The sequence below is a fragment of the Roseomonas alba genome, assembly GCF_019430885.1.
GTDB classification, from domain to species: Bacteria; Pseudomonadota; Alphaproteobacteria; order Acetobacterales; family Acetobacteraceae; genus Neoroseomonas; species Neoroseomonas alba.
On record NZ_JAHYBZ010000001.1, the window covers coordinates 333,372 to 356,919 of the forward strand.

At 70.0% G+C, this 23,548-nt stretch carries 26 protein-coding genes; 16 read left to right on the forward strand and 10 right to left on the reverse strand.

Going from position 1 to position 23,548, the window contains the following annotated elements; translation table 11 throughout:
• Positions 1 to 114: 114 nt before the first annotated feature.
• The 8 genes from KPL78_RS01485 to KPL78_RS01520 form a co-directional block, all read right to left on the reverse strand.
• A complete protein-coding gene (locus KPL78_RS01485) occupies positions 115 to 432 on the reverse strand; it encodes a hypothetical protein (RefSeq protein WP_219760872.1) in 318 nt (105 codons plus the stop codon).
• On the reverse strand, positions 425 to 1,480 hold the full coding sequence (gene hemB, locus KPL78_RS01490) for a porphobilinogen synthase (RefSeq protein ID WP_219760873.1): 1,056 nt from the start codon (positions 1,478 to 1,480) through the stop codon (positions 425 to 427). The genes KPL78_RS01485 and hemB overlap by 8 nt, the downstream gene beginning before the upstream one ends.
• A complete protein-coding gene (locus KPL78_RS01495) occupies positions 1,477 to 2,802 on the reverse strand; it encodes an O-acetylhomoserine aminocarboxypropyltransferase/cysteine synthase family protein (RefSeq protein WP_219760874.1) in 1,326 nt (441 codons plus the stop codon). The genes hemB and KPL78_RS01495 overlap by 4 nt, the downstream gene beginning before the upstream one ends.
• A 158-nt stretch (positions 2,803 to 2,960) precedes the next feature.
• Positions 2,961 to 5,243, reverse strand: coding sequence for a glycosyltransferase (locus KPL78_RS01500; RefSeq protein ID WP_219760875.1), 2,283 nt, complete (start codon positions 5,241 to 5,243; stop codon positions 2,961 to 2,963).
• Complete coding sequence (locus KPL78_RS01505) at positions 5,233 to 6,195, reverse strand: glycosyltransferase family 2 protein (protein ID WP_219760876.1); 963 nt, start codon at positions 6,193 to 6,195, stop codon at positions 5,233 to 5,235. Before KPL78_RS01505 ends, KPL78_RS01500 begins: the two co-directional genes overlap by 11 nt.
• On the reverse strand, positions 6,188 to 6,754 hold the full coding sequence (locus tag KPL78_RS01510; protein ID WP_219760877.1) for a hypothetical protein: 567 nt from the start codon (positions 6,752 to 6,754) through the stop codon (positions 6,188 to 6,190). The genes KPL78_RS01505 and KPL78_RS01510 overlap by 8 nt, the downstream gene beginning before the upstream one ends.
• A 43-nt stretch (positions 6,755 to 6,797) precedes the next feature.
• Positions 6,798 to 7,592: a DUF1796 family putative cysteine peptidase gene (locus KPL78_RS01515; protein ID WP_219760878.1), complete on the reverse strand. Its 795-nt coding sequence runs from the start codon at positions 7,590 to 7,592 to the stop codon at positions 6,798 to 6,800.
• Between the two features lie 185 nt (positions 7,593 to 7,777).
• Positions 7,778 to 8,875: a glycosyltransferase family 61 protein gene (locus KPL78_RS01520; RefSeq protein ID WP_219760879.1), complete on the reverse strand. Its 1,098-nt coding sequence runs from the start codon at positions 8,873 to 8,875 to the stop codon at positions 7,778 to 7,780.
• Between KPL78_RS01520 and KPL78_RS01525 the strand changes: the two genes are divergently transcribed.
• From KPL78_RS01525 to glyA, 3 genes are all read left to right on the forward strand, one after another.
• Positions 8,850 to 9,878: a sulfotransferase gene (locus KPL78_RS01525; RefSeq protein ID WP_219760880.1), complete on the forward strand. Its 1,029-nt coding sequence runs from the start codon at positions 8,850 to 8,852 to the stop codon at positions 9,876 to 9,878. The two genes, KPL78_RS01520 and KPL78_RS01525, sit on opposite strands and share 26 nt — an antisense overlap.
• 46 nt (positions 9,879 to 9,924) lie before the next feature.
• Entirely contained in the window at positions 9,925 to 10,371 is a 447-nt protein-coding gene (rpiB, locus tag KPL78_RS01530) for a ribose 5-phosphate isomerase B (protein WP_219760881.1), read from the forward strand.
• 275 nt (positions 10,372 to 10,646) lie between these two features.
• A complete protein-coding gene (gene glyA, locus KPL78_RS01535; protein WP_219761681.1) occupies positions 10,647 to 11,978 on the forward strand; it encodes a serine hydroxymethyltransferase in 1,332 nt (443 codons plus the stop codon).
• 9 nt (positions 11,979 to 11,987) lie between these two features.
• Here the strand turns inward: glyA and KPL78_RS01540 are convergent, their stop codons facing one another.
• On the reverse strand, positions 11,988 to 12,455 hold the full coding sequence (locus KPL78_RS01540) for a GNAT family N-acetyltransferase (protein WP_219760882.1): 468 nt from the start codon (positions 12,453 to 12,455) through the stop codon (positions 11,988 to 11,990).
• A gap of 144 nt (positions 12,456 to 12,599) precedes the next feature.
• Between KPL78_RS01540 and nrdR the strand changes: the two genes are divergently transcribed.
• The 7 genes from nrdR to thiL all read left to right on the forward strand — a co-directional run bounded on the left by nrdR (position 12,600) and on the right by thiL (position 18,333).
• Positions 12,600 to 13,055 (forward strand): transcriptional regulator NrdR, encoded by a 456-nt coding sequence (gene nrdR / locus KPL78_RS01545; RefSeq protein ID WP_219760883.1) that lies wholly within the window; start codon positions 12,600 to 12,602, stop codon positions 13,053 to 13,055.
• 220 nt (positions 13,056 to 13,275) lie between these two features.
• Positions 13,276 to 14,385 carry a bifunctional diaminohydroxyphosphoribosylaminopyrimidine deaminase/5-amino-6-(5-phosphoribosylamino)uracil reductase RibD gene (gene ribD, locus KPL78_RS01550; protein ID WP_219760884.1) on the forward strand — a complete coding sequence of 370 codons (1,110 nt, stop codon included), beginning with the start codon at positions 13,276 to 13,278 and terminating at the stop codon, positions 14,383 to 14,385.
• On the forward strand, positions 14,385 to 14,996 hold the full coding sequence (locus KPL78_RS01555) for a riboflavin synthase (RefSeq protein ID WP_219760885.1): 612 nt from the start codon (positions 14,385 to 14,387) through the stop codon (positions 14,994 to 14,996). The genes ribD and KPL78_RS01555 overlap by 1 nt, the downstream gene beginning before the upstream one ends.
• 5 nt (positions 14,997 to 15,001) lie before the next feature.
• Entirely contained in the window at positions 15,002 to 16,126 is a 1,125-nt protein-coding gene (ribB, locus tag KPL78_RS01560; protein ID WP_219761682.1) for a 3,4-dihydroxy-2-butanone-4-phosphate synthase, read from the forward strand.
• Positions 16,123 to 16,608: a 6,7-dimethyl-8-ribityllumazine synthase gene (ribH, locus tag KPL78_RS01565; RefSeq protein WP_219760886.1), complete on the forward strand. Its 486-nt coding sequence runs from the start codon at positions 16,123 to 16,125 to the stop codon at positions 16,606 to 16,608. Before ribB ends, ribH begins: the two co-directional genes overlap by 4 nt.
• Positions 16,605 to 17,093, forward strand: a complete 489-nt coding sequence (gene nusB, locus KPL78_RS01570) for a transcription antitermination factor NusB (protein ID WP_219760887.1) — start codon at positions 16,605 to 16,607, stop codon at positions 17,091 to 17,093. The genes ribH and nusB overlap by 4 nt, the downstream gene beginning before the upstream one ends.
• 271 nt (positions 17,094 to 17,364) lie before the next feature.
• Positions 17,365 to 18,333, forward strand: a complete 969-nt coding sequence (thiL, locus tag KPL78_RS01575; RefSeq protein WP_219760888.1) for a thiamine-phosphate kinase — start codon at positions 17,365 to 17,367, stop codon at positions 18,331 to 18,333.
• 21 nt (positions 18,334 to 18,354) lie between these two features.
• On the opposite strand, the gene KPL78_RS01580 is transcribed toward thiL, so the two are convergent.
• Positions 18,355 to 18,876: an outer membrane protein assembly factor BamE gene (locus KPL78_RS01580; RefSeq protein WP_219760889.1), complete on the reverse strand. Its 522-nt coding sequence runs from the start codon at positions 18,874 to 18,876 to the stop codon at positions 18,355 to 18,357.
• 68 nt (positions 18,877 to 18,944) lie between these two features.
• On the opposite strand from KPL78_RS01580, the gene KPL78_RS01585 reads away from it, so the two are divergent.
• The 6 genes from KPL78_RS01585 (at position 18,945) to dctP (ending at position 23,544) form a co-directional block, all read left to right on the forward strand.
• On the forward strand, positions 18,945 to 19,505 hold the full coding sequence (locus KPL78_RS01585) for a ubiquinol-cytochrome C chaperone family protein (protein ID WP_219760890.1): 561 nt from the start codon (positions 18,945 to 18,947) through the stop codon (positions 19,503 to 19,505).
• Positions 19,495 to 20,001, forward strand: a complete 507-nt coding sequence (locus KPL78_RS01590; protein ID WP_219760891.1) for a YceD family protein — start codon at positions 19,495 to 19,497, stop codon at positions 19,999 to 20,001. The genes KPL78_RS01585 and KPL78_RS01590 overlap by 11 nt, the downstream gene beginning before the upstream one ends.
• Positions 20,002 to 20,101: 100 nt before the next feature.
• Positions 20,102 to 20,302, forward strand: a complete 201-nt coding sequence (rpmF, locus tag KPL78_RS01595; RefSeq protein ID WP_137123705.1) for a 50S ribosomal protein L32 — start codon at positions 20,102 to 20,104, stop codon at positions 20,300 to 20,302.
• 37 nt (positions 20,303 to 20,339) lie between these two features.
• Complete coding sequence (gene plsX, locus KPL78_RS01600; protein WP_369412594.1) at positions 20,340 to 21,392, forward strand: phosphate acyltransferase PlsX; 1,053 nt, start codon at positions 20,340 to 20,342, stop codon at positions 21,390 to 21,392.
• A 15-nt stretch (positions 21,393 to 21,407) separates the two neighbouring features.
• Positions 21,408 to 22,388, forward strand: a complete 981-nt coding sequence (locus tag KPL78_RS01605) for a beta-ketoacyl-ACP synthase III (protein ID WP_219760892.1) — start codon at positions 21,408 to 21,410, stop codon at positions 22,386 to 22,388.
• 136 nt (positions 22,389 to 22,524) lie between these two features.
• On the forward strand, positions 22,525 to 23,544 hold the full coding sequence (gene dctP / locus KPL78_RS01610; RefSeq protein ID WP_219760893.1) for a TRAP transporter substrate-binding protein DctP: 1,020 nt from the start codon (positions 22,525 to 22,527) through the stop codon (positions 23,542 to 23,544).
• Positions 23,545 to 23,548: the final 4 nt, after the last annotated feature.

The window sequence follows — 23,548 nt, forward strand, 5'->3', positions numbered from 1 at the left end:
CTTGTCGCTGGTCTTTTCGGCGGTCTGGCCCGGCGGCATGGCGCGCTGGCTTGGTCGGCGGCCGCCCGTGAAACCAGGACTCTGATGCCGAGTCAGCCGTCAGGCTGGCCGCTATCAGTTCCGCCCCAGGCCGAGCCGCCGGCGCAGCTTCTGCCACGCCGACATCGCGCCCGCCGGCGCGGTGGGCAGCGGCGGCAGGCGCGCGGCGGACGTCTCCGGCATCAGCGCGCAGCGCCGTTCCCGCAGGCTTGCCACGCGGCGCCAGGCGCGCGCCTGCTCGGGGCTGCCGGGCGGCATGCGGCGGTAGATCATCACGGCTTCGACCTCCGCCCGGTGCAGGCGGATGGCGACGATGGCGGGGTCCTCCACGCGGTCGGAGGCCCCGTGCCAGGGACGGCGCAGGATATCGGTGGGCAGCCGGGCCTCAGCCATGGCGGAGCACCTCCGCCGCCTCCACTGCGAAATACGTCAGAACCCCGCTGGCCCCGGCGCGCTTGAAGCCCATCAGGCTTTCCATCATCGCGCGTTCATGTTCGATCCAGCCATTCTGCACCGCGGCCATGATCATCGCGTATTCGCCCGACACCTGATAGGCGAAGGTGGGCACCGCGAAGCGGTCCTTCACACGGCGGACGATGTCGAGATAGGGCATTCCCGGCTTGACCATGACCATGTCCGCGCCCTCGGCGAGGTCGAGGGCGACTTCGCGCAGCGCCTCGTCCGAATTGGCCGGGTCCATCTGGTAGGTCTTCTTGTCCCCGCGCAGTGCCTTGCCCGACCCGAGCGCATCGCGGAACGGCCCGTAGAAGGCCGAGGCGTACTTCGCCGCATAGGACATGATGCGCGTGTCGATCAGCCCCTGCGTGTCCAGCGCGCTGCGGATGGCGCCGATGCGCCCATCCATCATGTCGGACGGCGCGATGACGTCGATGCCCGCCTCGGCCTGGTTCAGCGCCTGCTGGACCAGCACCGCGACGGAATCGTCGTTGTGCACGTAGTCGCCCGTGCGGGTCTGGCGGATCACCCCGTCATGCCCGTGGTCGGTATAGGGGTCGAGCGCCACGTCGCCGACCAGCCCGATCTCCGGGAAATGCTTCTTCAGCTCCCGCGCCGCGCGGCAGATCAGGTTGTTCGCGTTCAGCGCCTCGGTCCCTTCGGCATCCTTCGCCTCGGGCGGGGTGACGGGGAAGAGGGCGAGGGCCGGAATGCCCAGCGTCGCCGCGCGCTCCACATGCTTCGCGAGCCGATCCACCGTCACCCGCGTCTGGCCGGGCATCGAGGCGACGGCGCGTTCGTCGTTCGTCCCCTCGATGATGAAGATCGGCCAGATCAGGTCGTCGACCGAAAGGGTGTTCTCGGCGACCAGCCGCCGCGTCCAGGCATCGCGCCGGTTGCGGCGCAGGCGCACCGTCGGATAGGAGCCGAGGGCCGCGGGGGCCTCGGCTTCGAAAGGCGTGGAGCGGCGGCGGTCTGCGTTCATTCGGCGGCGGCCTTCAACCCTGGTCCTGTAGCGGCGGCAAGCGCCTGGTCGAGATCGGCCAGGATGTCGTCGATATGCTCGATGCCGATCGACAGCCGCACATAGCCCGGCGTGACGCCGGATGCGGCCTGCTCCTGCTCGTCGAGCTGGCTGTGCGTCGTCGTGGCCGGATGGATGGCGAGGCTGCGGGCATCACCGATATTGGCGACATGGTAGAACATCTTCAGCGCCTCGATGAAGCGCTGACCGGCGTCTTTTCCGCCTTTCAGCTCGATGCCGATCAGGCTGCCATAGCCGCCCTTCAGCGTCGCATCGGCGCGGCGCTTCGGTTCTCCCTCCATGAGCGAAGGATGGATCACCTTTTCCACCCCCGGATGTCCGGCCAGGAAGGCGGCCGCCTTCAGCGCATTGGCATTATGGCGTTCCATGCGGAGCGGCAGCGTCTCGAGTCCCTGGATGGCCAGGAAGGCGTTCATGGGCGCGAGCGGCGCGCCGATGTCGCGCAGCAGGCAGGTGCGCATGCGGATGATGTAGGCGATCGGGCCGAGCGGCTTCACCGCCTGCGTCCACACCGCGCCGTGATAGGACGGGTCGGGCTTGTTCAGCGTCGGGAAGCGGTCGCCATGGGCCTCCCAGTCGAAATTGCCGCCATCGACCACCACGCCGCCGATCGCGGTGCCATGCCCGCCGATCCACTTCGTCGTCGAATGCATGACGATCGCGGCACCGAGCTTCAGCGGCTGGCAGATCACCGGGGCCGCGGTGTTGTCCATGATCAGCGGGATGCCGATCTTGCGGCCGAGCGCCGCGACTTCCGCGATCGGGAAGACCTGCAGCTTCGGGTTGGGCAGGGTCTCGGCATACCAGGCGCGGGTGCGGTCGTCGGTCGCCTTCACGAAGTTCTGGGGATCGGCGGGATCGACGAAGCGGACCTCGATGCCGAACTGCTTCAGCGTGTTCGCGAACAGGTTCCAGGTGCCGCCGTAGAGGTCGGTGGACGACACGATGTTGTCGCCCGCCTCGCACAGGTTCATCACTGTGAAGGTGGTCGCCGCCTGGCCCGACCCGACCGCGAGGGCGGCCACGCCGCCCTCCAACGCCGCAACGCGCTTTTCCAGCACGTCGACGGTCGGGTTCATGATCCGCGTGTAGATCATGCCCAGCTCCTGCAGCGCAAACAGGCGCGCGGCATGGCCGGTATCCTGGAACTGGAAGGAGGTCGTCTGGTGGATCGGCACCGCGACCGAACCCGTCGAGGGATCCGCGCGCCAGCCGGCATGCAGGGCGATGGTCTCGGGGTTCGTCCAGGTGGTATCGGACATGGCATCCCTTCCGGTGCGGCGTTTTCCCGGCCCTCAACTGCCACGTGTTGCGGCAATGCGAAAGAGAAATGCAGCCGTCGCATGCGGTCCTGCGCCGGGATGAAATCCTTCGCCGCGTCGCCCTGTCTGGAGAGAAAATTTCTGCCTTGGGCCAGCGCCTATGGCGCGAGGAGTCGTCCGAACTCGCTCCAGAGCCGCGCCCAACCCGCATCGCGGCCGAGTTCCTCGGCGGCATCGCCGGTCGCGGCCGCCTCCTCCGCCTGGCGGTCCAGGGTCGCGAGTACCAGCGCGGTCGAGACGACGCCGCCGGCGCGATAGGACAGGGCGGGCGCGGTGGAGACCACCTCCGGCGCCGTCGCCTCGCCAAAGCGCAGATGCGCGATGCCGCTGCGCAGGGCCACCTCGCGGGCCGGGCGCGCGGCGGAGGTGCGGCCATGCTCGACGAAGAAGGCCGGGCGGCGGCCCCGCCAGCGATGTGGATCAAAGGCGGCGTCAAGTCCGGCCAGCGCGATCATTTCCCCGCGCACGGTAAGCGGACCATCCTGCGGCCAATTGGGCAGGCCAGCCTCCGGGTTGGCGACGAACAACGCCACCTGGCGCCCCAGGGCGGTCGTCAGAAAGGCCAGCACGGGCAGCAGCGCCGGCGCCGAGGCATCGGCCGCCAGCACGGCCGCCGGCCCACCCGGCGGAGCCGTGCGCAGCGCCGCGAGCAGCCGGCTCTCCTCGCCGCGCCACAACAGCGGCACCGCCACCCGCTCGGCCCCTGCGGCGAGCGCAAGCGCCGCCGCGTCGCGGGACGGCGCTTCCTCCAGCAGCAGGAAGCGTGGAAAGGCCCGGGCAAGCGCGGCGAGCCGGCCATCCAGCCGCCCATCCAGCGCGAGCGCACCTGCATGGGCCAGGCCGATCTGCGTCCGCACCGGCCGGTCCGGCGCCGCGTCGGGCGGGGCAGCGAACCAGGCGGCCAGGTGCGGCGCTGCAAGCAGATCGGACAGCCTTGCCCGGCGCGGCTCGGTGTCGTCGAACAGGGCCTGCGCCACCGGGGCGGGCAGGGCGGGACTCGCCGGATCGACCACGATCCGGCCGCGCGCGGCGAGCAGCCGCAGCGCGGCGACATCGGCCGTCGCCGGGTCGCCGGAGAGATGCAGCGCGACCGGCGCCCGATAGCTCGCATAGCGCGCGGCATCCAGCACGTGGTCGAGGAGCAGGCTGCCGTTGCGCGCCTGGTCGAAGCGCAGGACGAAGACAATGGAGGCCGGCAGCTCCGTGGCCCGCGCCCCCGCATCGGCGATCGTCGCCGCGATGCTCTCCGCTGCGGCGGCGACCGAGCGGCGCGACGCCTCCGCCAGCGTGGCGAGGCGCGCGGGATCGCGCAGCAGCCGGTGCACGGCGCGCATCATCTCCTCGAAATCCGCGCATTCGTGGCAGGGGTGGGTGGGGACGTAGCCCTCGAAGGCATGGACGTGGCTGATCAGCGGCTTGCCGCGCGACAGCGCCTCGCCGACCTTGATCTTCAAGCCTGTGGAGAACGCCAGCGGCGCCAGTACCGCATCCACCTGGTCGTAGAGCGCGTCCATGCTCTCGACGGTGCCGAGCTGGCGCAGATAGGGCAGGCGCAGCCCTTCCAGCAGGTCGCAGACGGAACCGGCAACGACGATCTCGACCGGCAGCAGGGTGCGGCGGAGATAGGCGTCGGCCACGGTGAGGAAGCGGCGGATATTCGTCGCGTTGATGTTGTTCCGCCCGCCCACGATGCCGAGGCGCAGCACATCGTCCCGACGGCGTGGCGGCGCGTCCGGCGCCGGCGGTTCCATGTGCAGCAGGGTGCGCACGGGCCGCGTCGTGATGGTGCGGAAGAACCCGGCCTCCTGCTCCTTGATCGCCCAGACGAGGTCGGCGCGGTCGAGGGCGATGCGTTCCTGGTCTTCCGTCGTGTGGAAGTACTCGGCGGACAGCCCATGCGCGGCGAGCAGTTCCCGCCGGCCGGAGAAGCGGTCATGCGTGTCGAGGATGCGCAGCACGCCCGGGGGGGCGTGCTCCAGCGCCTTCGACAGCCATGTGTAGTTCACCAGCAGCGCATCGTAGCGCCCGACCTTGAAGAGCCAGTCGAGCATCTGTCCGATCGCCGGGTCCCACCATTCGTCGATGCTGTGATCCGGGCCCTCGGCGGGGCGCGTGTGCAGCGGGCGGGTGACGGCGCCATGGAAGACCGCCTCCCACTGCCCGGCCATGGCGGCCATGGCATCGCGTGGCAGGCGGGTTCGCCACTCCTCGTCCGATGGGTAGTGCAGCAGCGTCACCTGCGCGCCCTCGCGCTGCAGGGCGCGGTTCACCTGGACGATGCGGTTGCGGTTGCCGAAGGTTACCGGCCAGGTGGGGACCGGAGAAAGGACGAGGACGCGCAGCCCCGCCCAGGCGCCGCGCGGGGACGCCTCAGACGTCATCCTGCTCGTCCAGCCCGGCGAGCAGGGCGATGACGGCGTTGTAGACGGCCGCATTCTGCCAGCGGAAATCGCCCGGCGTCGTTTGTTCCAGCGCGAGGCCGCGCAACGTGCGGTCGGCCGGATTGCGGCTGAGCAGGAAGCCTTTCACCGCCGCCCAGGCGTCCTCCCGCCGCTCCATCTGGGCGTTCGGCGCGCGCAGATAGTCCGAGACCGCCTGCCAGGCCGCGCGGCGGCGGAACCAGCGCTGGGTCAGGCGCTCCGGATCCACCCAGTGCTCGACCGCGGCGAGCGGGTCATAGGCGACGCGGCCGCCCTGCGCCTTGATGCGGTCGGTCAGCGCCGTCTCCTCGGCGGAGAGCAGGCTTGCCCCGCCTCCGGTGCGGCCGAGCGAAGCGTCGAACCACCCGGCCTGCCGCAGCGCGTCGATGCGGAAGGCGATATTGGCGCCGGCGACCCACTCGCCGTCTTCCAGCAATCGGCGCTTGGGACCGAGATCGACCACGGTGAGCGCGCCCAGCATGGTCTCCGGCAGCCAGTCCGGGCGCGGGGCACCCCACCAGGGCCGGATGCGCCCGCCGACCACGCCGACGGATGCGCCGAAGGCATCGAAGCAGCCGGCGATATTCTCGAGCCAGACCGGGTCGGCGCGGGCGTCGTCGTCGAGAAAGGCGATCAGTGGGGAACGGGCCCGGCGCGCCGCGACGTTGCGGGCATTGGACAGGCCGGGCCGCGCCTCGTGCAGCCAGGTCAGGCCGGGGCTACCGGCGAAGGCCGCCGCCTCGCGCGCCGACCGTGCGGCGTCGGGCGAGTTGTCGATGACGAGCAGCTCGAAGCTGCCGGCCGGAAGCGACTGCCCCAGCACGGAGCCGATGGCACCGGGGAGCAGGTCGTAGCGGTCATAGGTGCAGATCGCCGCGGTGATACGGCAGGCAGGCGCGGTCGCCTCAGCCACGGGCGATGATCAGCCGCTGGAAGGCGACGCCGAGCTGGCGCTTGTCGGCAGCGCCCCGGGCGGAAGGGGAATGCATGTGCGGCACGCGGAGCGTGAAGCGGGTCGGCCCATCGCCGGCGCGCGGCGCGATGGGTTCCGATTTCAGCACCTTGCTGGTGCCTTCGCGCAGCAGCGGATAGGCCGCACCGTCCACCACCACCGCCATGTCCTTGCCATTGGCGGGCGTGCCGAGATGAAAAAGCTGCACGGTGGCGACGAGCGGGGCGGAACGGTCGATCCAGGCCTCGAAATGCACCTCCTCCCGCGGGCCGGTCCAGCGGAAGGCGCCCTCGGGGCCCCATTCGAGCTGATAGAAGCCATCCTGTACCGGCAGAAGCTGGTCGGCTTCGATCGTATGGGTCGTCGGCAGGGCCGCGGCTGGCGCCGGCGGCGGCGCGGGCGCTGCCTGGGCGATTGCCGCGTCACGCAGCTGCAGGATGCGCTCGAAGGCGTCGATCCGCGCCCGCAACTCGGCGACCTCGGCACGCAGGGTGCCAATGATGTTCTCCGCATCGCTCACGGCGAGGTCCCCGATGCTTGGATGGAAGAATGTCGGCGCGCGTTCATCCCTCGATTGATATCGGCCGCTCGGGCGGATGGGAATGGCCCCCGACGGATTCGGCCGGAGGATCGATGGCGTGCTCCACCTCCGGGATCATGGTCGCTGCGGCCTGAACGCGCAGATCCTGCGGACCGAGCGCCCGATGCAGGCCAGGCGTCAGCCGCAGGCGCAGACTGCTGAGCGCGGCGTCCCACGCCCCGGAATCGCCGCGCCAGTCGCCTCGGCGGCCTACCGTAATGTGTTCGATTGGCCAGTTGCCGGGTGACGGGCCGCGATGATTGACGAACACCACGCCGGTCGGGACCGCCGCAAAGCGATGCTGGAGCGCATTGAGCAGCGCAAGGGTATCGGCCTCGCTGCTGTCGGCTTGGCCGAACATGCGGAAGAAGACAACGCTCCGTGCAGTTCCTGCCAACCCGAAGAACCGCCGCGTCAGATGCGCGGTGCGCCGCCGTGGCGTTGCGACATGCTCCGTCCAGCCCGCCGCCACGGGCTGGCCAGGTGCGCGCCAGTCGCGCGGGAACTCATGATGGAGGCGAATGTCGTAGCGGGTATTGCGGATGGCGGCACCGCCGTTCCAGGCTTCCAGATCCTCCACGCGATAGAGATCCGCCGCGGCACCGTCCCGGATCAGGTGTGCGACGCCGCCGGTTCCGCTGATCCACCAGTCGAATGGATAAGCTGTTGCGAAGTCGTAGTGACGACGGAGGTTGTAGGCGGTCTCACAGGCCGTCCCCAGCGAGACGATGTGATCCACGCAGGCATGACGGAAGGAGGAGAGAGGCTGTATCGTCACGGCGGTCGTGGTCTCCCGTTTGTGAGCCCTGTGATGCATGCGGGCATCGGTCTGCTGCCCAGGCCAGTCGGGACGATCGCAGCCGTCGCATCGCGGCGTGACCCGTTCCTGGCCCACCCGTCATGACATGCCGGCCCAAGGCGGCCGTCGATCTTCCACTTCCGACGACGGTCCCGATGCGCCCGTCAGGCCGCCTCGCCGGCCGGCACCCGCCAAGCTGCCGCGCGTTCGAGGATCCGCGCCGCGCGGTCGAGATCCACGTCCCAGGCCTCGGTATCCGGCGGATTCGGGAAGATCGCGCAATCATAGAAGAGGCTCCCGACCGCGGCGATGCGACGATAGCTGTCCTCCAATGTCGGCGACTGGCCGGCACGATTGAGCGGACGCAGTTCCAGCAGCAGCGACCCGGCCTCGCAGAAGGCGGCGCTGCTGAGGCCCGATCCGTGCGGCCCGACCACGACGCGCGCTGCCGCGAAGCGTCGCACCTGGTCGGCGAAGCTCAAGGTGCCGGGGTCCAGGATCTCGTAGCCCAGCGACTCCGCGAGCGCGGTCACAGCGGCCTCATTGCCCAGCGGGCGTGCCGTGGCCGCCAGTCGTGCGATGTATATCGGGCGGTCGGTGGTCGCGGTCCCGGTCGCATAGCGGGCCCGTAGCCGTCTGGCCATCGCGGCGAAGGCCGCGTTGATCGCGGCGTGCCGATGTAGGCCGGAATAAAGCAGTGCCCCATCGATGGCGGCGAAACGCCCCGGCGCGGTTGCCTTGGCGATGCCGCGCCGAGCGGCGTCGTCGATGCCGATGCGCTGGACAGTGCTGGCCTCCGCTGGCGCGATGCCGCGCAGGGCCGCCGAGCCGAAGGCTTCCTCCAGCAGGTCGATCTGCGTCAGCGTCTCCGCGAGGAGATGGAAATAGACCCCTGACCAGCGACCCAGAAGCGGCACGTTCCAGCGGCCCTGCTCCGCACCGAGCTCGGCCACGCGTCCGCGCTCGAGGGCTCGCGGCAGGATGCCGTTCACCTCGGCGACATAGGCGCTCTCGCCGGGCCGATAGGGGTGGTACAGCGTGCCGGATCGCGGCTGCCAGGAGCCATCGCGCTTCTCGAGCAAGGACCCGAAGCGGAGGTCGAGGATCCAGCGGCCCGGATGGAAGGCGATCGTCTGCGGTGCCGCGTCATAGCGTTGGCGCTGGCGGAAGGATTGTTCGATGGCAGCGCAGGGCCCGCTGGCGTCGATGATTCCGGCATAGCGAATGGGATACGAGGTGCCGGGCAGCGCGCGTTCGGTCATGTCGGGGCCCATTGCGCCCTGGTCTGACGCATCGTTTGATGGGGCCAACCGGTGCACGGGCAAAGGCTATCATGGTGCTCCACCCGGTGCCATATGGTTCACGGACGTCGCTAACGGGCCTGGCATGGGCGGCGATGGCAGGAGATTTGGTCTGGCGATGACTTTGCAGAGGCAGGACGCGCAGTGCGACGTGGGGCCCGCGGGATCCGCGCATCCCCCGGCGCGGCTGTTCCTTCTCCTCGCCGCCGAGCGGTCCGGCACGCATCTCTTCCGATCCATCCTGACAGCCAACCGCGCGGCGTTCGCGCCTGGGGAGGTGGCGAACGCCGCAGCCTCCGGCGACGCCGAATCCGACACCAACTTCTTTGCCTTCTGCCGTGAGCGCCTGCTGGACGAGCCGCGGCTCTTCGTGCCGTCGCAGCCCCATACCCGGCAATTGCTCGATGCCTATTTCGGGCATTTCCGGGCACGCGCCGCATCGCTCGGGCGCTCTGCGGCCGTTTGCGACATCAAGTACGGCCATGTCATCAATTTCTCGGGCGGGTGGTGGGACATGATCTCCGCGCCCTACCTGCTGGAATGGGCGCGGCAGTCCGATGTCGGCATCATCCACTTGGTGCGGCGGAACGTTGCGCAGACTTGCATATCCAATCTCTATGCACAGCATACCGGGGTCTGGCGCACCCGAAATCCCACCGAGCTCGCGGTCATGCCCATGCAGGTCGCGCGGCGCCGGCTTGAGGCTGACATCGGGCGGATGACGCGCGTGATCGACCTGTTCCGGGGCTGGGTGAAGCCCTGCCGTCATTGCGAGATCCATTACGAGGACCTGCTCGACGGCCTGTCGCCAAGCTGGCGCGCATTGCGGGGCTTCCTCGGTCATCCGCTGGACCGGATCGCTTCGGATTTCCTCAAGACGACGCCGGCTTACGAGGAGATCATCGAGAACCATGGCGAGATCGCCGATCTCCTCGAAGTCGAGCTCCCCGCGCAAGCTTCTTGAGCGCCCGGCATCCATCCTGCCTAGCCACGAACCCAAGGAGCCGCCGATGATTGTCATCGCCAGCGACCATGCCGGACTGCCGCTGAAGGAGGCGCTGAAAGCGGCCCTCGAAGCGGAGGGTCACGCCGTCACGGATTTCGGGACGAATGCCGCGGATTCGGTCGACTACCCTGACTATGCCCGCTTGGTGGCCGATGCTGTGGCGCGCGGCGATGCGGGCTTCGGAATCCTCGTCTGCGGCAGCGGCATCGGCATGTCCATGGCTGCCAACCGCCACAAGGGCATCCGGGCCGCGGTGCTGCACGACACGACAGAAGCCCGCCTGACCCGCGCGCATAACGATGCCAACATCGCCTGCTTCGGCGCCCGGACCATTGGGGTCGAGACGGCGCTGGATGCGCTGCGCGTCTTTCTCGCCACGGCCTTCGAAGGCGGCCGGCATCAGAGGCGGGTCACCAAGATCGACGATGTCGGCGAGGTGGCGCGCTCCTAGGGTCCTGTCCGTGAAGTCCGTGGGATTTCCGGTCGACGGCGTGGATTGCGGGCAACATGGCGGAGACGCCCGTTAAGGACGGCCGGCGGATTTCGCGATCGGCACATCGGGTGTCGCGCGACCGCATGGCGCCGGCCTGTGGCGGTACAGAGCCTCCACCGCGGGGCCCGCGGATTCGTCCGATGTCGTCCCCTCGCTGATCCGGGCGGCTTTGGCTCGCCTCCGCAACTCCGCCTTGCCAACAGCGCCGTGGGAAGCGCAAAACCCGCCCCATGATGCGCCCTGCCCCTGTCCCTCTGCGCGCGCCCGACGGCCCCGCCGCCGGCGCCGCGCCCGCCGCAGCCTTCTTCAAGGCCACCCTCGCCGAAGCCGACCCGGACATCGCCGCCGCCGTCGCCCAGGAACTGACGCGCCAGCAGGATGGCATCGAGCTCATCGCCTCCGAGAACATCGTCTCGAAGGCCGTGCTCGAAGCCCAGGGCAGCGTCCTGACCAACAAATATGCCGAGGGCTATCCCGGCCGCCGCTACTATGGCGGCTGCGAGGCAGTTGATATCGCCGAGCGCATCGCCATCGAGCGCGCCTGCCAGCTCTTCGGCTGCTCCTTTGCGAACGTCCAGCCGCATTCCGGCGCCCAGGCCAACCAGGCCGTCTTCTTCGCCCTGATGCAGCCGGGCGATACCTTCATGGGCCTCGATCTCGCCGCCGGCGGGCACCTGACCCATGGCTCGCCGGCCAACCAGTCGGGCAAGTGGTTCAAGGTCGCCCCCTACACGGTGCGGCGCGAGGACCAGCGCATCGACATGGATGAGGTCGCGCGCATCGCCCGTGAGTCCAAGCCGAAAGTGATCGTCGCCGGCGGGTCGGCCTATGCCCGCGCCTGGGACTTCGCCCGCTTCCGCGCCATCGCCGACGAGGTGGGCGCGTACTTCATGGTGGACATGGCCCATTTCGCGGGCCTGGTGGCGGGCGGGGCGCATGACAGCCCGATCCCGCACGCCCATGTGGTGACCACGACCACCCACAAGACGCTGCGCGGCCCGCGCGGGGGCATGATCCTCTCCAACGACGAGGCGCTGGGGAAGAAGATCAACTCCGCGGTCTTCCCGGGGCTTCAGGGCGGCCCGCTGATGCATGTCATTGCCGGCAAGGCCGTGGCCTTCGGCGAGGCGCTGAAGCCCGAATTCCGCAACTACGCCCAGCAGGTCGTCGCCAACGCCAAGACGCTCGCCGAGGAGCTGCTGGCGCAGGGCCTCGATCTGGTGACGGGTGGGACCGACAACCACCTGCTGCTGGTCGACCTGCGGCCCAAGAAGCTGACCGGCAAGGTGGGCGAGGCCTCGCTGAACCGCGCGCACCTCACCTGCAACAAGAACGCGATCCCCTTCGATCCGGAAAAGCCGATGGTGACCTCGGGCGTGCGCCTGGGCACCCCGGCCGGCACGACCCGCGGCTTCGGCACCGCCGAGTTCCGCGAGATCGGCAAGCTGATCGGCGAGGTCCTCGACGGCGCCGCCCGCGCCAATGCCGAGGACGGCAACGCCGCGGTCGAGGCCGCGGTGAAGGCCAAGGTTCTCGACCTCTGCCGCCGCTTCCCGGTCTACTGAGGCCGGTGCCTACCCCGCGAGCGCCCGTGCCATCGGGATGCTCGCGGTGCCGAACTGGCTGATCGTCGGGCCGGTTTCGACATAGCCCGCCGCCCGGTAGAAGCGTTGGGCCGTGACGGTGCTCTCCAGCGTGCAGCGCGTCGCGCCCGCCCGCCGCGCCTGGTCCTCCAGCGCCGCCAGCATGGCCTTGCTCACCCCACGGAAGCGCGCCGCGGGCGCGACGTAGTTCAATCCGATCCGCCCTTCGGAACTCACCGAGCCGACCGCGAGCCGCGCCTCGCCCTCGGTCGCCACCAGCACATGAAGCCCCGGCGACTTGAGCCAGGCGCGGAACTGTTCCGGCGTCTTGTTGGCGAGCCAGCGGTCCAGGATCGCCGGATCATGGCCGTGGTCGGCGACGCACAACTCCCGGATCGACTGCCGCAGCAGCGCGCTGGCGGCTTCGGCATCGGCGGCGATGGCGGGGCGGATCTCCATGCCGCAGGGATGCCCTCGGGGGCCGGACAGGGCAAGGCAGACCGGCGCGCCCCTGCGGCGCGAAGGCTACCGATGGCGCTCTTGCGCCACATGAGCCACCATATGTAGAGGACACCCCGGAATACGAACGAAGGACGCCACGCGATGAAGTGCCCCTTCTGCGGCGCCGAGGACACGCAGGTGAAGGACAGCCGCCCGGCCGAGGACGCCGCGGCGATCCGTCGCCGGCGCGCCTGCGCCGCCTGCGGGGCGCGCTTCACCACCTTCGAGCGGGTGCAGCTCCGCGAGATCACGGTGCTGAAATCCGACAATCGCCGCGTGCCCTTCGACCGGGAGAAGCTGGCCCGGTCCATCCGCATTGCCCTGCGCAAGCGCCCGGTCGACGAGGACCGCATCGAACGCCTGGTCAACGCCATCCAGCGCCGCCTGGAGACCGAGGGCGAGACCGAGATCCCGTCCCGCAAGATCGGCGAGATCGTGATGGACGCGCTGCGGGAACTCGACCAGGTCGCCTATGTCCGCTTCGCCAGCGTCTATCGCAATTTCGGCGAGGCGAAGGATTTCCAGGCCTTCCTCGGGGAGCTCGGGCGCAAGGAGTGACGCCGGGGGAGGGGCGCCGCCCTTCCCCGGACCCCGCCCCGCCAAAGGCCCGAGGCCTGTGGAAACCGTCTGGAGCGCTGTTGCGCCGGCCCGCAGGGCGGCCAGCGATTTCAGCGTTCCAGGGGCATGACGAGGGCATAGACCCCTGCGCGTGACGGGGCCGCCATGTTGCAAGCCACCTTGCCCCGCCTTCGCGCCTGCGGGACAAACCCGGTCCCGCATGTCCGATGACACCGCCCATATGCGCGCCGCCCTGGCGCTGGCCCGCCGTGGGCTCGGCAATACCTGGCCGAACCCGGCGGTCGGCTGCGTGCTGGTCAAGCACGGCACGGTCATCGGCCGCGGCTGGACCCAGCCGGGCGGCCGCCCCCATGCGGAAACCGAGGCGCTGCGCCGCGCCGGGTCCAAGGCCCGGGGCGCGACGGCCTATGTCACCCTGGAGCCCTGCTCCCATCACGGCCGTACGCCGCCCTGCTGCGACGCGCTGACCGCCGCCGGCGTCGCTCGCGTCGTCATGGCCATGCGCGACCCCGACCCCCGCGTGAACGGCCGCGGCGTCACCCTGCTGCGCGACGCCTGCATCGTGGTCGAGGAAGGCCTGCTGGAAGCCGAGGCCCGCGCGCTGAACGCCGGCTTCTTCCGCCGCATCGAACAGGGCCTGCCCATCGTCACCTTGAAGCTCGCCAGCACGCTGGACGGGCGCATCGCGACGGCGACCGGGGAATCCCGCTGGATCACCGGCCCCGAGGCGCGCCGCGAGGCCCATGCCCTGCGCGCGCGCCACGATGCCATCCTGGTCGGGTCCGGCACGGTGCTGGCCGACGACCCGGACCTCACCGTCCGCATCCCGGGCATGGAGCGCGTGCCCCTGCTGCGCGTCGTCGCCGATGCCCGGCTGCGCACGCCGGTCACCGCGCGGCTGGTCACCACCGCCGCGACCACGCCGACCACCATCGTCACCGTCCCCGGCCACCCACCCAGCGCCCTGGCGCGCTACATCTCCGCAGGCGTGTCCGTCCTGACCGTCCCGGCGGGGGCTGAAACCGGCCTCGACCTCCGCGCCCTGCTCGGCGCGCTGGCCGGGCGCGGCGTGACGCGGGTGCTGGCCGAGGGCGGGGCGGGGCTGGCCGCCGGGCTGCTGCGCGGCGGGTTGGTCGATCGCCTCGCCTGGTTCCACGCGCCCGGAATCATGGGCGGGGAGGGCCATCCCGCGACGGGGGACTTGCACCTCGCCGCGCTCGCCGCCATGCCACGTTTCCGCAGGGTCGCCGTCCGGCCCCTCGGGGCGGATATGCTCACCGAATTCGAACCCATCGCGGAGGTCGGCTGATGTTCACCGGGATCGTCACGGACCTTGGCACCGTGCGGGAAGTCCAGCCGATCGGCGGCGGGCATGACCTGCGCCTCGTCATCGGAACCTCGCCGGGCTTCCTCGCCACGCCGGCTCCGGCTGCGCTGGGTGCCTCCATCGCCTGTTCGGGCGTCTGCCTGACTGTGGTGCACCTCGCGGCCGATGCCTTTTCCGTCGATTGCTCGGCCGAGACGGTCGCCATGACCACCGTCGGGTCCTGGACCCCAGGCCGGCGCATCAACCTGGAACGCGCCTTGCGCATGGGCGACGAACTCGGGGGCCACATCGTCTCCGGCCACGTCGATGGCGTGGCCGAGGTGGTGTCCGCCACCCCCGAGAACGCCTCCGTCCGCTGGCGCTTCCGCGTGCCGAAAGCCCTGTCGCGCTTCGTCGCGGCCAAGGGATCGATTGCGATCGACGGCGTTTCGCTGACCGTGAACGAGGTTGACGGTGACGTGTTCGGGGTCAACATCATCCCGCACACCGCCTCGGTCACCACCTTCGGCACGCTGCAGCCCGGCGACCGCGTGAACATCGAGGCGGACATGATGGCGCGCTATGTCGCGCGCCTCCAGGAGTCGAACCGTTGAGCGCGATGACCGAGACCGTCCGCACCTCCTTCACGGAGTTCCTGTCGCCGACCGAGGAACTGCTCGAGGAAGCGCGGAGCGGGCGGATGTTCATCCTGGTGGATGACGAGGACCGCGAGAATGAGGGCGACCTCGTCATCCCCGCGCAGTTCGCCACGCCGGATGCCATCAATTTCATGGCCCGCTATGCGCGCGGCCTGATCTGCTTGGCCATGACGCGCCAGCGGGTCGAACAGCTCGGTCTGCCGCTGATGGCGCAGTCGAACGGCACGCGCCACGCCACCGCCTTCACCGTGTCCATCGAGGCGCGGGACGGGGTGACCACCGGCATCTCCGCCGCCGACCGCGCGCGCACCGTCGCCGTCGCCATCAACCCCGACCTGGGGCGCGAGCACATCGTCACCCCCGGCCATGTCTTCCCGCTGGTCGCCCGCGAAGGCGGCACGCTGGTCCGCGCGGGCCATACCGAGGCGGCGGTCGACTTCGCGCGCCTCGCCGGGCTGAACCCGGCCGGGGTGATCTGCGAAATCATGAACGACGACGGCACCATGGCCCGCATGCCGGACCTGGTGGCGTTCGCCCAGCATCACGGGCTGAAGCTCGGCACCATCGCCGACCTGATCGCCCATCGCCGCCGCACCGAGCGCCTGGTCCGCCGGGTCGAGGATTCGATCCTGCCCCAGGCGATCGGCGGCGAATGGCGCGCCGTGGTCTATGCCAGCACGGTCACGGCCGGCGAGCACCTTGCGCTGGTGAAGGGCGACATCGGTGGCGATGACCCCGTGCTGGTGCGCATGCATGCGGCGTCCGTCCTGAACGACCTGGTCTCCGGCCGCACCATCGGCGAGCTGCACGGCGCGATGCGCGAGATCGCCGCGGCCGGCCGCGGCGTCGTCGTGCTGCTGCGCGACTGGCGCACCGATGGCCTGTCCGACACGATCCGCCGCGGCCGCGGCAAGGCCACACCGCCCGAGCTGCGCGATTACGGCATCGGCGCGCAGATCCTTGCCGACCTCGGCGTGACGCGCATGATCCGCCTTTCCAACCATCCGCGGCCGATCGTCGGCCTCGAGGGCTACGGCATCGAAGATGTCGAGATCCGGCCCATCACCACGGACAACGCCAATTGAGCACCCTTGATTCCCCCGAGCGCGGCAAGGCCGTGCTCGCCGGCCCGGCGCCGCGCATCCTGGTCCTCTCGGCACCCTATTACCGGGATGTGGTCGACGGGATGCTGCGCGGCGCGCGCGACGTCTTCGCCGATGTCTCGGCCACGGTCGACGTGACCGAGGTCGCCGGCGGCTACGAGCTGCCTGCCGCCCTTGCCATGGCCCTGAAGCTGCCCGGGCGCTGGGACGGCTTCCTGCTGCTCGGCTGCGTGGTGAAGGGAGAGACCGACCATTACACCTTCATCTGCGACGCGATCTGCCACGGCGTGATGGACCTCTCGACCCGTTCGGCCGCCGCGATCGGCTTCGGCCTGCTGACGGTGGACACGCTCGACCAGGCGATCGCGCGGTCGCGCGACGACCGCATGAACAAGGGCGCCGAGGCGGCGCATGCCCTGATCGCCCAGATCGGCATCGCCCGCGGCTGGGGCCTCGCCGGATGAGCAAGCCCCCCAAGCCGGCCGGCCGGCCGCGCACGGGCGCGCGGGTCGCCGCCGTGCAGGCGCTGTTCCAATCCGAGCAGACCGGCGAGAGCGCCGAGACCGTCGCCGCCCAGTTCATCCGCCACCGCATCGGTGCGGGCGAGGGCGCGGAAGCCTTCGAGGACGGCCAGGTTCCATTGGCCCACATTCCCCTGTTCGAAACGATCCTGAAGGCCGCCGCCACCCGGTCCGAGGATGCCGACGCCGAGATCCGCGCGCGCCTGTCCAAGGACTGGACGCTGGAACGGCTCGACCCCGTGCTGCGCGCCCTGCTGCGGGCCGCCGCGGCTGAGCTGCTGAGCGGCAAGGAACCGCCGGCGCGGGTGGTGATCAACGAGTATCTGGACGTCGCGCGCGGGTTCCTGGACGAGGAGACGTCCCGCTTCGCGAATGGCGTGCTGGATGCCATGGCGCATGCGCTGCGGCCGGCGGAGTTCGCGCGGTGAGGTTGCGTTGGAGGGGGCCTTGCCCCCTCCAAGCCACCCCCACCAAAGGCCGAAAGGCCTTTGGAAACCTCCATTTGGCGCCGTGCGCCATGGTCCGCAGCATGTCGAAACTGGTTCTTGAGCACAAAGGGTGCTTCGCGGGGGCCGCATGGCTGGCGTGCCCGGAACCGAAAATTGGTGTCCAGAGGCTTTTTGGCCTTTGGCGGGGTGAGGTCCGGAAAGGGGCAGAGCCCATTTCCGGTCGGTCCGACGTGAGTGTGGGCATCGTTGCATGACGCTCCCGCCGGAATTCGCCCTCATTGCCCGCCACTTCCTGCCTTTGGCGGGGGAGGGCGCCCTCGGCCTGTCCGACGACGCCGCGCTTCTGGACGTCCCGCCTGGCCGACAGCTCGTCCTGGCGGCCGATGCCATGATCGCTGGCGTCCACTTCCTTCCCGATGACCCGCCCAACACGATCGGGCGCAAGCTGCTGCGGGTGAATCTCTCCGACCTCGCAGCCATGGGGGCGGTTCCGCTCGGCTACCTGATGACCACGGCGTTCCGGCGCGGCACGACCGATGACTGGATCGCCGGCTTCGTCGCCGGCCTGGCGGAGGATCAGCGCAGCTTCGGCCTCGCCGCGCTGGGCGGGGACACGGTGACGACGCCCGGGCCGACCTGCCTGTCGCTGACCATCCTCGGCAGCGTGGCTCCCGGCCGGGCGATCCGGCGTGTCGGCGCCAGGCCGGGGGACGACATCTGGGTTTCAGGCACGATCGGCGATGGGGCGCTCGGGCTTCGGGTGCTGCGCGGGGAATTGCCGGACGATGCGGCGGGGCACCTCGCGCGCCGCTACCGCCTGCCGGAACCGCGGCTGGCGCTGGGCCAGGCCATCGCGGGCGTCATTCACGCCGGGATGGATGTCTCGGACGGGCTGGTGCAGGACCTCGGCCATCTGTGCCGCGCGGCAGGTTGCGGGGCGGAACTCGACGCTGCCGCGGTGCCGCTTTCCCCCGCGGCTGCCGCGCTGATTGCGGGCGATGCGGCGCTGCTGCCGGCCATCCTGACCGGCGGCGACGACTATGAGCTTCTGTTCACGGCCGCGCCCACCGCGGCCGCGGCCGTCCAGGGCGCATCCCGTGCGGCCGCGGTGCCCGTGACCCGCATCGGCAGGATGGTGGAAGGCGCGCCGGAGGTCCAAGTACGAGGCGCCGATGGCCGTGTCCTGACCCTCACGCGCGGCGGCTGGAGCCATTTCTGACCACGGCGTCAGCCGTGATCGCTACCGCGCTCCGCCGCCGAGGCTTGCCGGATTGCCGACGCCGGGCGTGCCGCCCATTCCGGGCCGGCCGAGATTGCCGAACAGCGCCTGCAGCAGGGAGCGCTCGCTGCCCGGCACCGGCGTCTCGCGCGACACCATTGTCACCGGCCGGCCGTCCGCATCGGTCAGCTCGCGGACCTCGCTGACCACGCCCTGCTGGTTGAAGGCGATGGCGACGACGCGCTGATCCTCGATCAGCAGGGTCCGGCCCGGCGACAGGCGGGACTGGGCGCTGATGTAGTACCAGTGGTTCTCGTCGAAGGTGCCGCGGGCCGAGGGCGAGCCGAGCAGCGCCTCGACATCCGAGCGCGTCTGCACGCCCGGCGTGATCTGGGCGAGGCGCTCGGGATCCACGCGGTTGCCGCGCTGGACGGGGGCGGGGCCAAGCGTATTGGTGATCCAGGTGCAGCCCGAAAGGACCGTGACCAGGACCAGGCAGGTCGCGAGGCGGAATGCGTTGACCGATCGGGGATGGCGGGCCATGTCGCGGAACCGATAGACAGCATGACACCCCCCGGTCAACAGGCGCGGGGCAGGAGCACCTTCATATCATGGGCATCCTCGCGATGTTCCGGCGCCGGCCCCATGAGCGGGCCGGCTTCGAACTCTACGGCGCGGCGGTCGGCGCGGCACGGACGCCGGCGCTATTCGCCGTGCTGGGCGCACCCGACACCGTGGAGGGCCGCTTCGACCTGATCGCCCTGCATGTCGGGCTGCTGATCAACCGGCTGCGCCGGGATGGCGATGCGCGCGGCCCGGCCCTGGCCCAGGCGGTGTTTGACGCCATGTTCGCCGACATGGACCAGAACCTGCGGGAAATGGGCGTCGGCGACCTGTCGGTCGGCAAGAAGGTGCGCCAGGCCTGGGAAGCCTTCCATGGCCGCGCCCTGGCCTATGAGGCGGCGATCGATTCGGTTGATGATACGGCGCTGGCCGAGGCGCTCGCCCGCAATGTCTGGCGCAGCGCCGAGCCGCCCGCCGCGGCCGCGCCCGCGCGCCTGGCCGCCATCACCCGGGCCCAGGCGGCCCATCTGGCCGGGCAGGGAATCGGCGATCTCGTGGCCGGCCGGGTCACCTTCCTGGATGCGGAGGCCCTGCTCCATGACGCCTGAATTCTCCCGGCCCCTGGCCCTGGCCCGCGTCCCGCCCGAGGGGCGGGAGGAACACCTGACCGCGACCCCGGCCGAGCGTGCCGCGCTTGCGCTGCGTTTCGGCATTCCTGCGGTGAACCGTTTTGCCGCCGATCTGCGCCTGGCGCCCGAACCGGGCGGCGGGGTCGCCATCACCGGCCGGTTGTCGGCCGAGGTGGTGCAGGATTGCGTCGTCACGCTGGAACCCGTGACCCAGCAGGTGGAGGAGCATGTGCACCTGCGCATCCTCGGGCCCGGCGAGACCTGGTCCGACGACCCCGAGGCGCCGGACGAGATCGAGGCCCCGGGCGGCGTTGCCGAGTTGGGCGATGCACTGGCCGAGCAGCTCTCTCTGGCCCTCGATCCCTATCCCCGTGCGCCGGGCGCGGCCCTGCCGGAGGAGGGGGGTGAACCAGCCCCCGAGGCGGCACCGAAGAACCCTTTCGCGGCGCTGGCGGCCCTGAAGGGGCGGAAATAGCAGCCCTGGACCCACCGCGGCTTGCATAGGGAGGGGGGGGGTGCTAATGCCCCGCCCTCCCGCTATCCTGAACGCTAATTGACGAAAGAGGCTCGGCACCATGGCCGTTCCGAAGAAAAAGGTTTCGCCCTCCCGCCGCGGCATGCGTCGCAGCCACGAGGCACTGAGCGCCCCCTCCTACCAGGAGTGCTCGAACTGCGGTGAGCTGAAGCGACCGCATCACGTCTGCTCCCATTGCGGCCACTATGACGGCCGTGAGGTGGTGGCGGCCGAGCGTGTGGGCCAGACGATCCGTTCCTGACGCGCGGTGGTGACGTCCGCGCCGATGGAAGCCTGAGGTGCCTCAGCCGAGCCCGCCCTTCGCCCTGGCGATCGACGCCATGGGTGGCGATGCGGCGCCGGAAGTCGTTCTCGACGGCCTGGAACTGGCAGCCGAACGGCATCCCGACGCGCGTTTCCTGCTGGTCGGCGACGAGGCCCGCGTGGGCGGCGCTCTGGCGCGGCGCAAGCGTGCCGCGCGCGCCTGCAGCCTGCGGCACGCCCCGGACTACATCCCCGGCGACATGAAGCCGACGGCGGCGCTGCGGGTGCGCGCCTCCTCCATGCGCGTCGCCATTGACGCGGTGGCGCAGGGGGAAGCGTCGGGCATCGTCTCGGCCGGCAATACCGGCGCGCTCATGGCGCTGTCGAAGATCGTCATCAAGACGATGCGCGAGATCGACCGGCCGGCGCTCGCCGCCATCGGGCCATCCGCGCGCGGCGACGTCGTGCTGCTCGACCTCGGCGCCAATGTGCAGTGCGATGCGCGCAATCTCGTCGAATTCGCCGTCATGGGCGACGCCTTTGCGCGCGCCGTGCTTGGCCTGACCAACCCGTCGATCGGCCTGCTCAATGTCGGCTCCGAGGAGCTGAAGGGCGATGATCGCGTGCGCGCGGCCGCCGAGACGCTGCGCGATTCGCATATCGGCGGCAATTTCCGTGGCTTTGTCGAAGGCCATGACATCACGGCCGGCACCACGGACGTGATCGTCACCGACGGCTTCACCGGCAATGTCGCGCTCAAGACCGGCGAGGGCGCCCTGAAGCTCATGCGCGACCTCCTGCGCCAGGTCTTTACGAGCAGCGTGCCGGCCCGTCTCGGCTATCTGCTGGCGCGCCCCGCGCTCGACCGCCTGCGTGAATGGATGGATCCGCGCCGCTACAACGGCGCGATCCTGATCGGGCTGAATGGCGTGGTCGTGAAGTCGCATGGCGGCACCGACGCGCTCGGCTTCGCCCATGCGGTCGATGTTGCGATGGACATGGTGACGCACGGCTTCAACGAGCGTATCCGTGAGGGCCTGTCACGCCTGTCCACAAGCGGACCGCGAATCGCGGCCGATCCCCACTGAGGTAGCCTGCCTTCCATGGTCCTGCGCGCCACCATCGCCGGTTGCGGCGGCTATCTGCCCGCGACCCGACTGTCGAACGACGAACTCGCGGCGCTGAAGGGTATCGAGACCTCCGACGCCTGGATCCGCGAGCGCACCGGCATCGGCTATCGCCACGTCGCCGCCGAGGGCGAGACCGCGTCCGACATGGGCGCGGCCGCGGCGCGCCAGGCGCTGCAACGTGCCGGTGTTGAGGCGTCCGAGGTCGATGCCGTGCTCGTCGCGACTTCCACGCCCGATTCCGCATTTCCGGCGACGGCGGTGCGTATCCAGGCGAAGATCGGCGCGACGAGGGGCTTCGCCTTCGACATGGCCGCGGCCTGCACCGGCTTCATTTATGCGATGGGCGTCGCGGACGCGCTGATCCGCACCGGCCAGGCGCACTGTGTGCTGGTGATTGGCACCGAGGTCTATTCGCGCATCCTCGACTGGACCGATCGCGGCACTTGCGTGCTGTTCGGCGACGGCGCCGGCGCGGTGCTGCTGCGCGCGGGGGAAGGCGAGGGCACCACCGCCGATCGCGGCGTTCTCTCGACCCACCTCCATTCGGACGGGAATTTCGGCGACATCCTGCATATCGAGGGTGGAGCCGGATCGACGGGCGGCACCGGCCTGCTGCGCATGGCCGGGCGAGAGGTGTTCCGCCATGCCGTGACGAAGCTCGCCGCCGTGGTGGATGAAGCGTTGACGGCGAACGGTCTCGGCCACGAGGATGTGCGCTGGCTGATCCCGCACCAAGCGAATCGCCGCATCATCGACGCCATGGGCAAGAAGCTGCACCTGCCGTCCGAGCGCGTGGTCGTTACCGTCGACAGGCATGCCAACACTTCGGCCGCGTCCATTCCGCTCGCCATCGCCGAAGCCTGCGGCGACGGGCGCATCCGGCGCGGCGACCTCGCGGTGCTGGAAGCGATCGGCGGCGGGCTGACCTGGGGTGCTGCGCTCATCCGCTTCTGATCCTCGGACCGTCCGCGCATTGACTTCGGGCGTCTATCACCACCTATAGGGCCGAGGGGCGTGGCTGGTCCGCGCCCTGTTATGCGATGGTTCTATGCACCCGCGGAACAGCGGGGCAATGTGGGAGGTTGAGGACATGCTTCGTCGTCCATTCGTCTTCGGTGTCGTCGGTTCCGTTTTCGCGCTCGGAGTGCGTCCGTCCTGGGCGGCGGACCAGATGCGCATATCGCTCGACACCAACCCTACCCATGTGCGCAACACGAATACCGAGACCTTTGCGACGCGCGTGCACGCGGACATTCCGCGTGTGGCGCCGCAGATCTTCCCCTCGGCACAGCTCTTCCGCGACCGGGACGTGCCGCGCGCGCTGCGCCAGGGCGCCGTTGAGATGGGCATTCCGGGGTGGTGGCAGCTCGACGGCATTGCCTCGGATGCCGCACTGCCGTCGCTGCCGATGTTCTACGGGCTGAGCGCCGAGCTGCTCTACAAGATCATGGACGGGCCGGCCGGCCAGCAGATCAACCGCAAGCTGGAGGAACGGTTGCGGGTGAAGGTGCTGGGCCGCTGGTTCGACCTGGGCGGGCAGCATTTCTACAGCACCAGCAAGCCGCTCAACGGCTATGCGGACCTGCAGGGGCTGCGCATCCGCCATCCGGGCGGGTCGGCGAACGCCGCGCGTATCCGCACGCTCGGCGCCAATCCGGTGCTGGTGCCCTGGCCGGACGTGCCGCTCGCGCTCAGCCAGAACACGGTGGACGGCCTCATCACGACGCATGAGAGCTCCAACACCGCGAAGCTCTGGGATGCCGGGGTGAAGTACTGCTTCGAGGACAACCAGACCTTCAACCAGTACATCCCGATGGTCAGCCAGGCCTTCTGGGCGAAGCTGAACGCGGAAGAACAGCGCAAGCTGGTCACCGCCTGGGAAGCGACGGTGGACAAGGAGCGCACGGAGGCGGCCGCCGCGCAGATCGCCGCGCGCGACGTCCTGTTGCGCAACGGCATCACCATCAAGACTGCGGCGCCCGACGAGGTGGCCGAGGCCCGCCAGCGCCTGATGACGACGCAGGACCAGGTGGTCGGGGAGATCGGCATGGATCGCGAACTGGTCGCGGGCGTGCTGCGGGAGATCCGCGCGTCCGGCGTTCGCGTCTGACCTT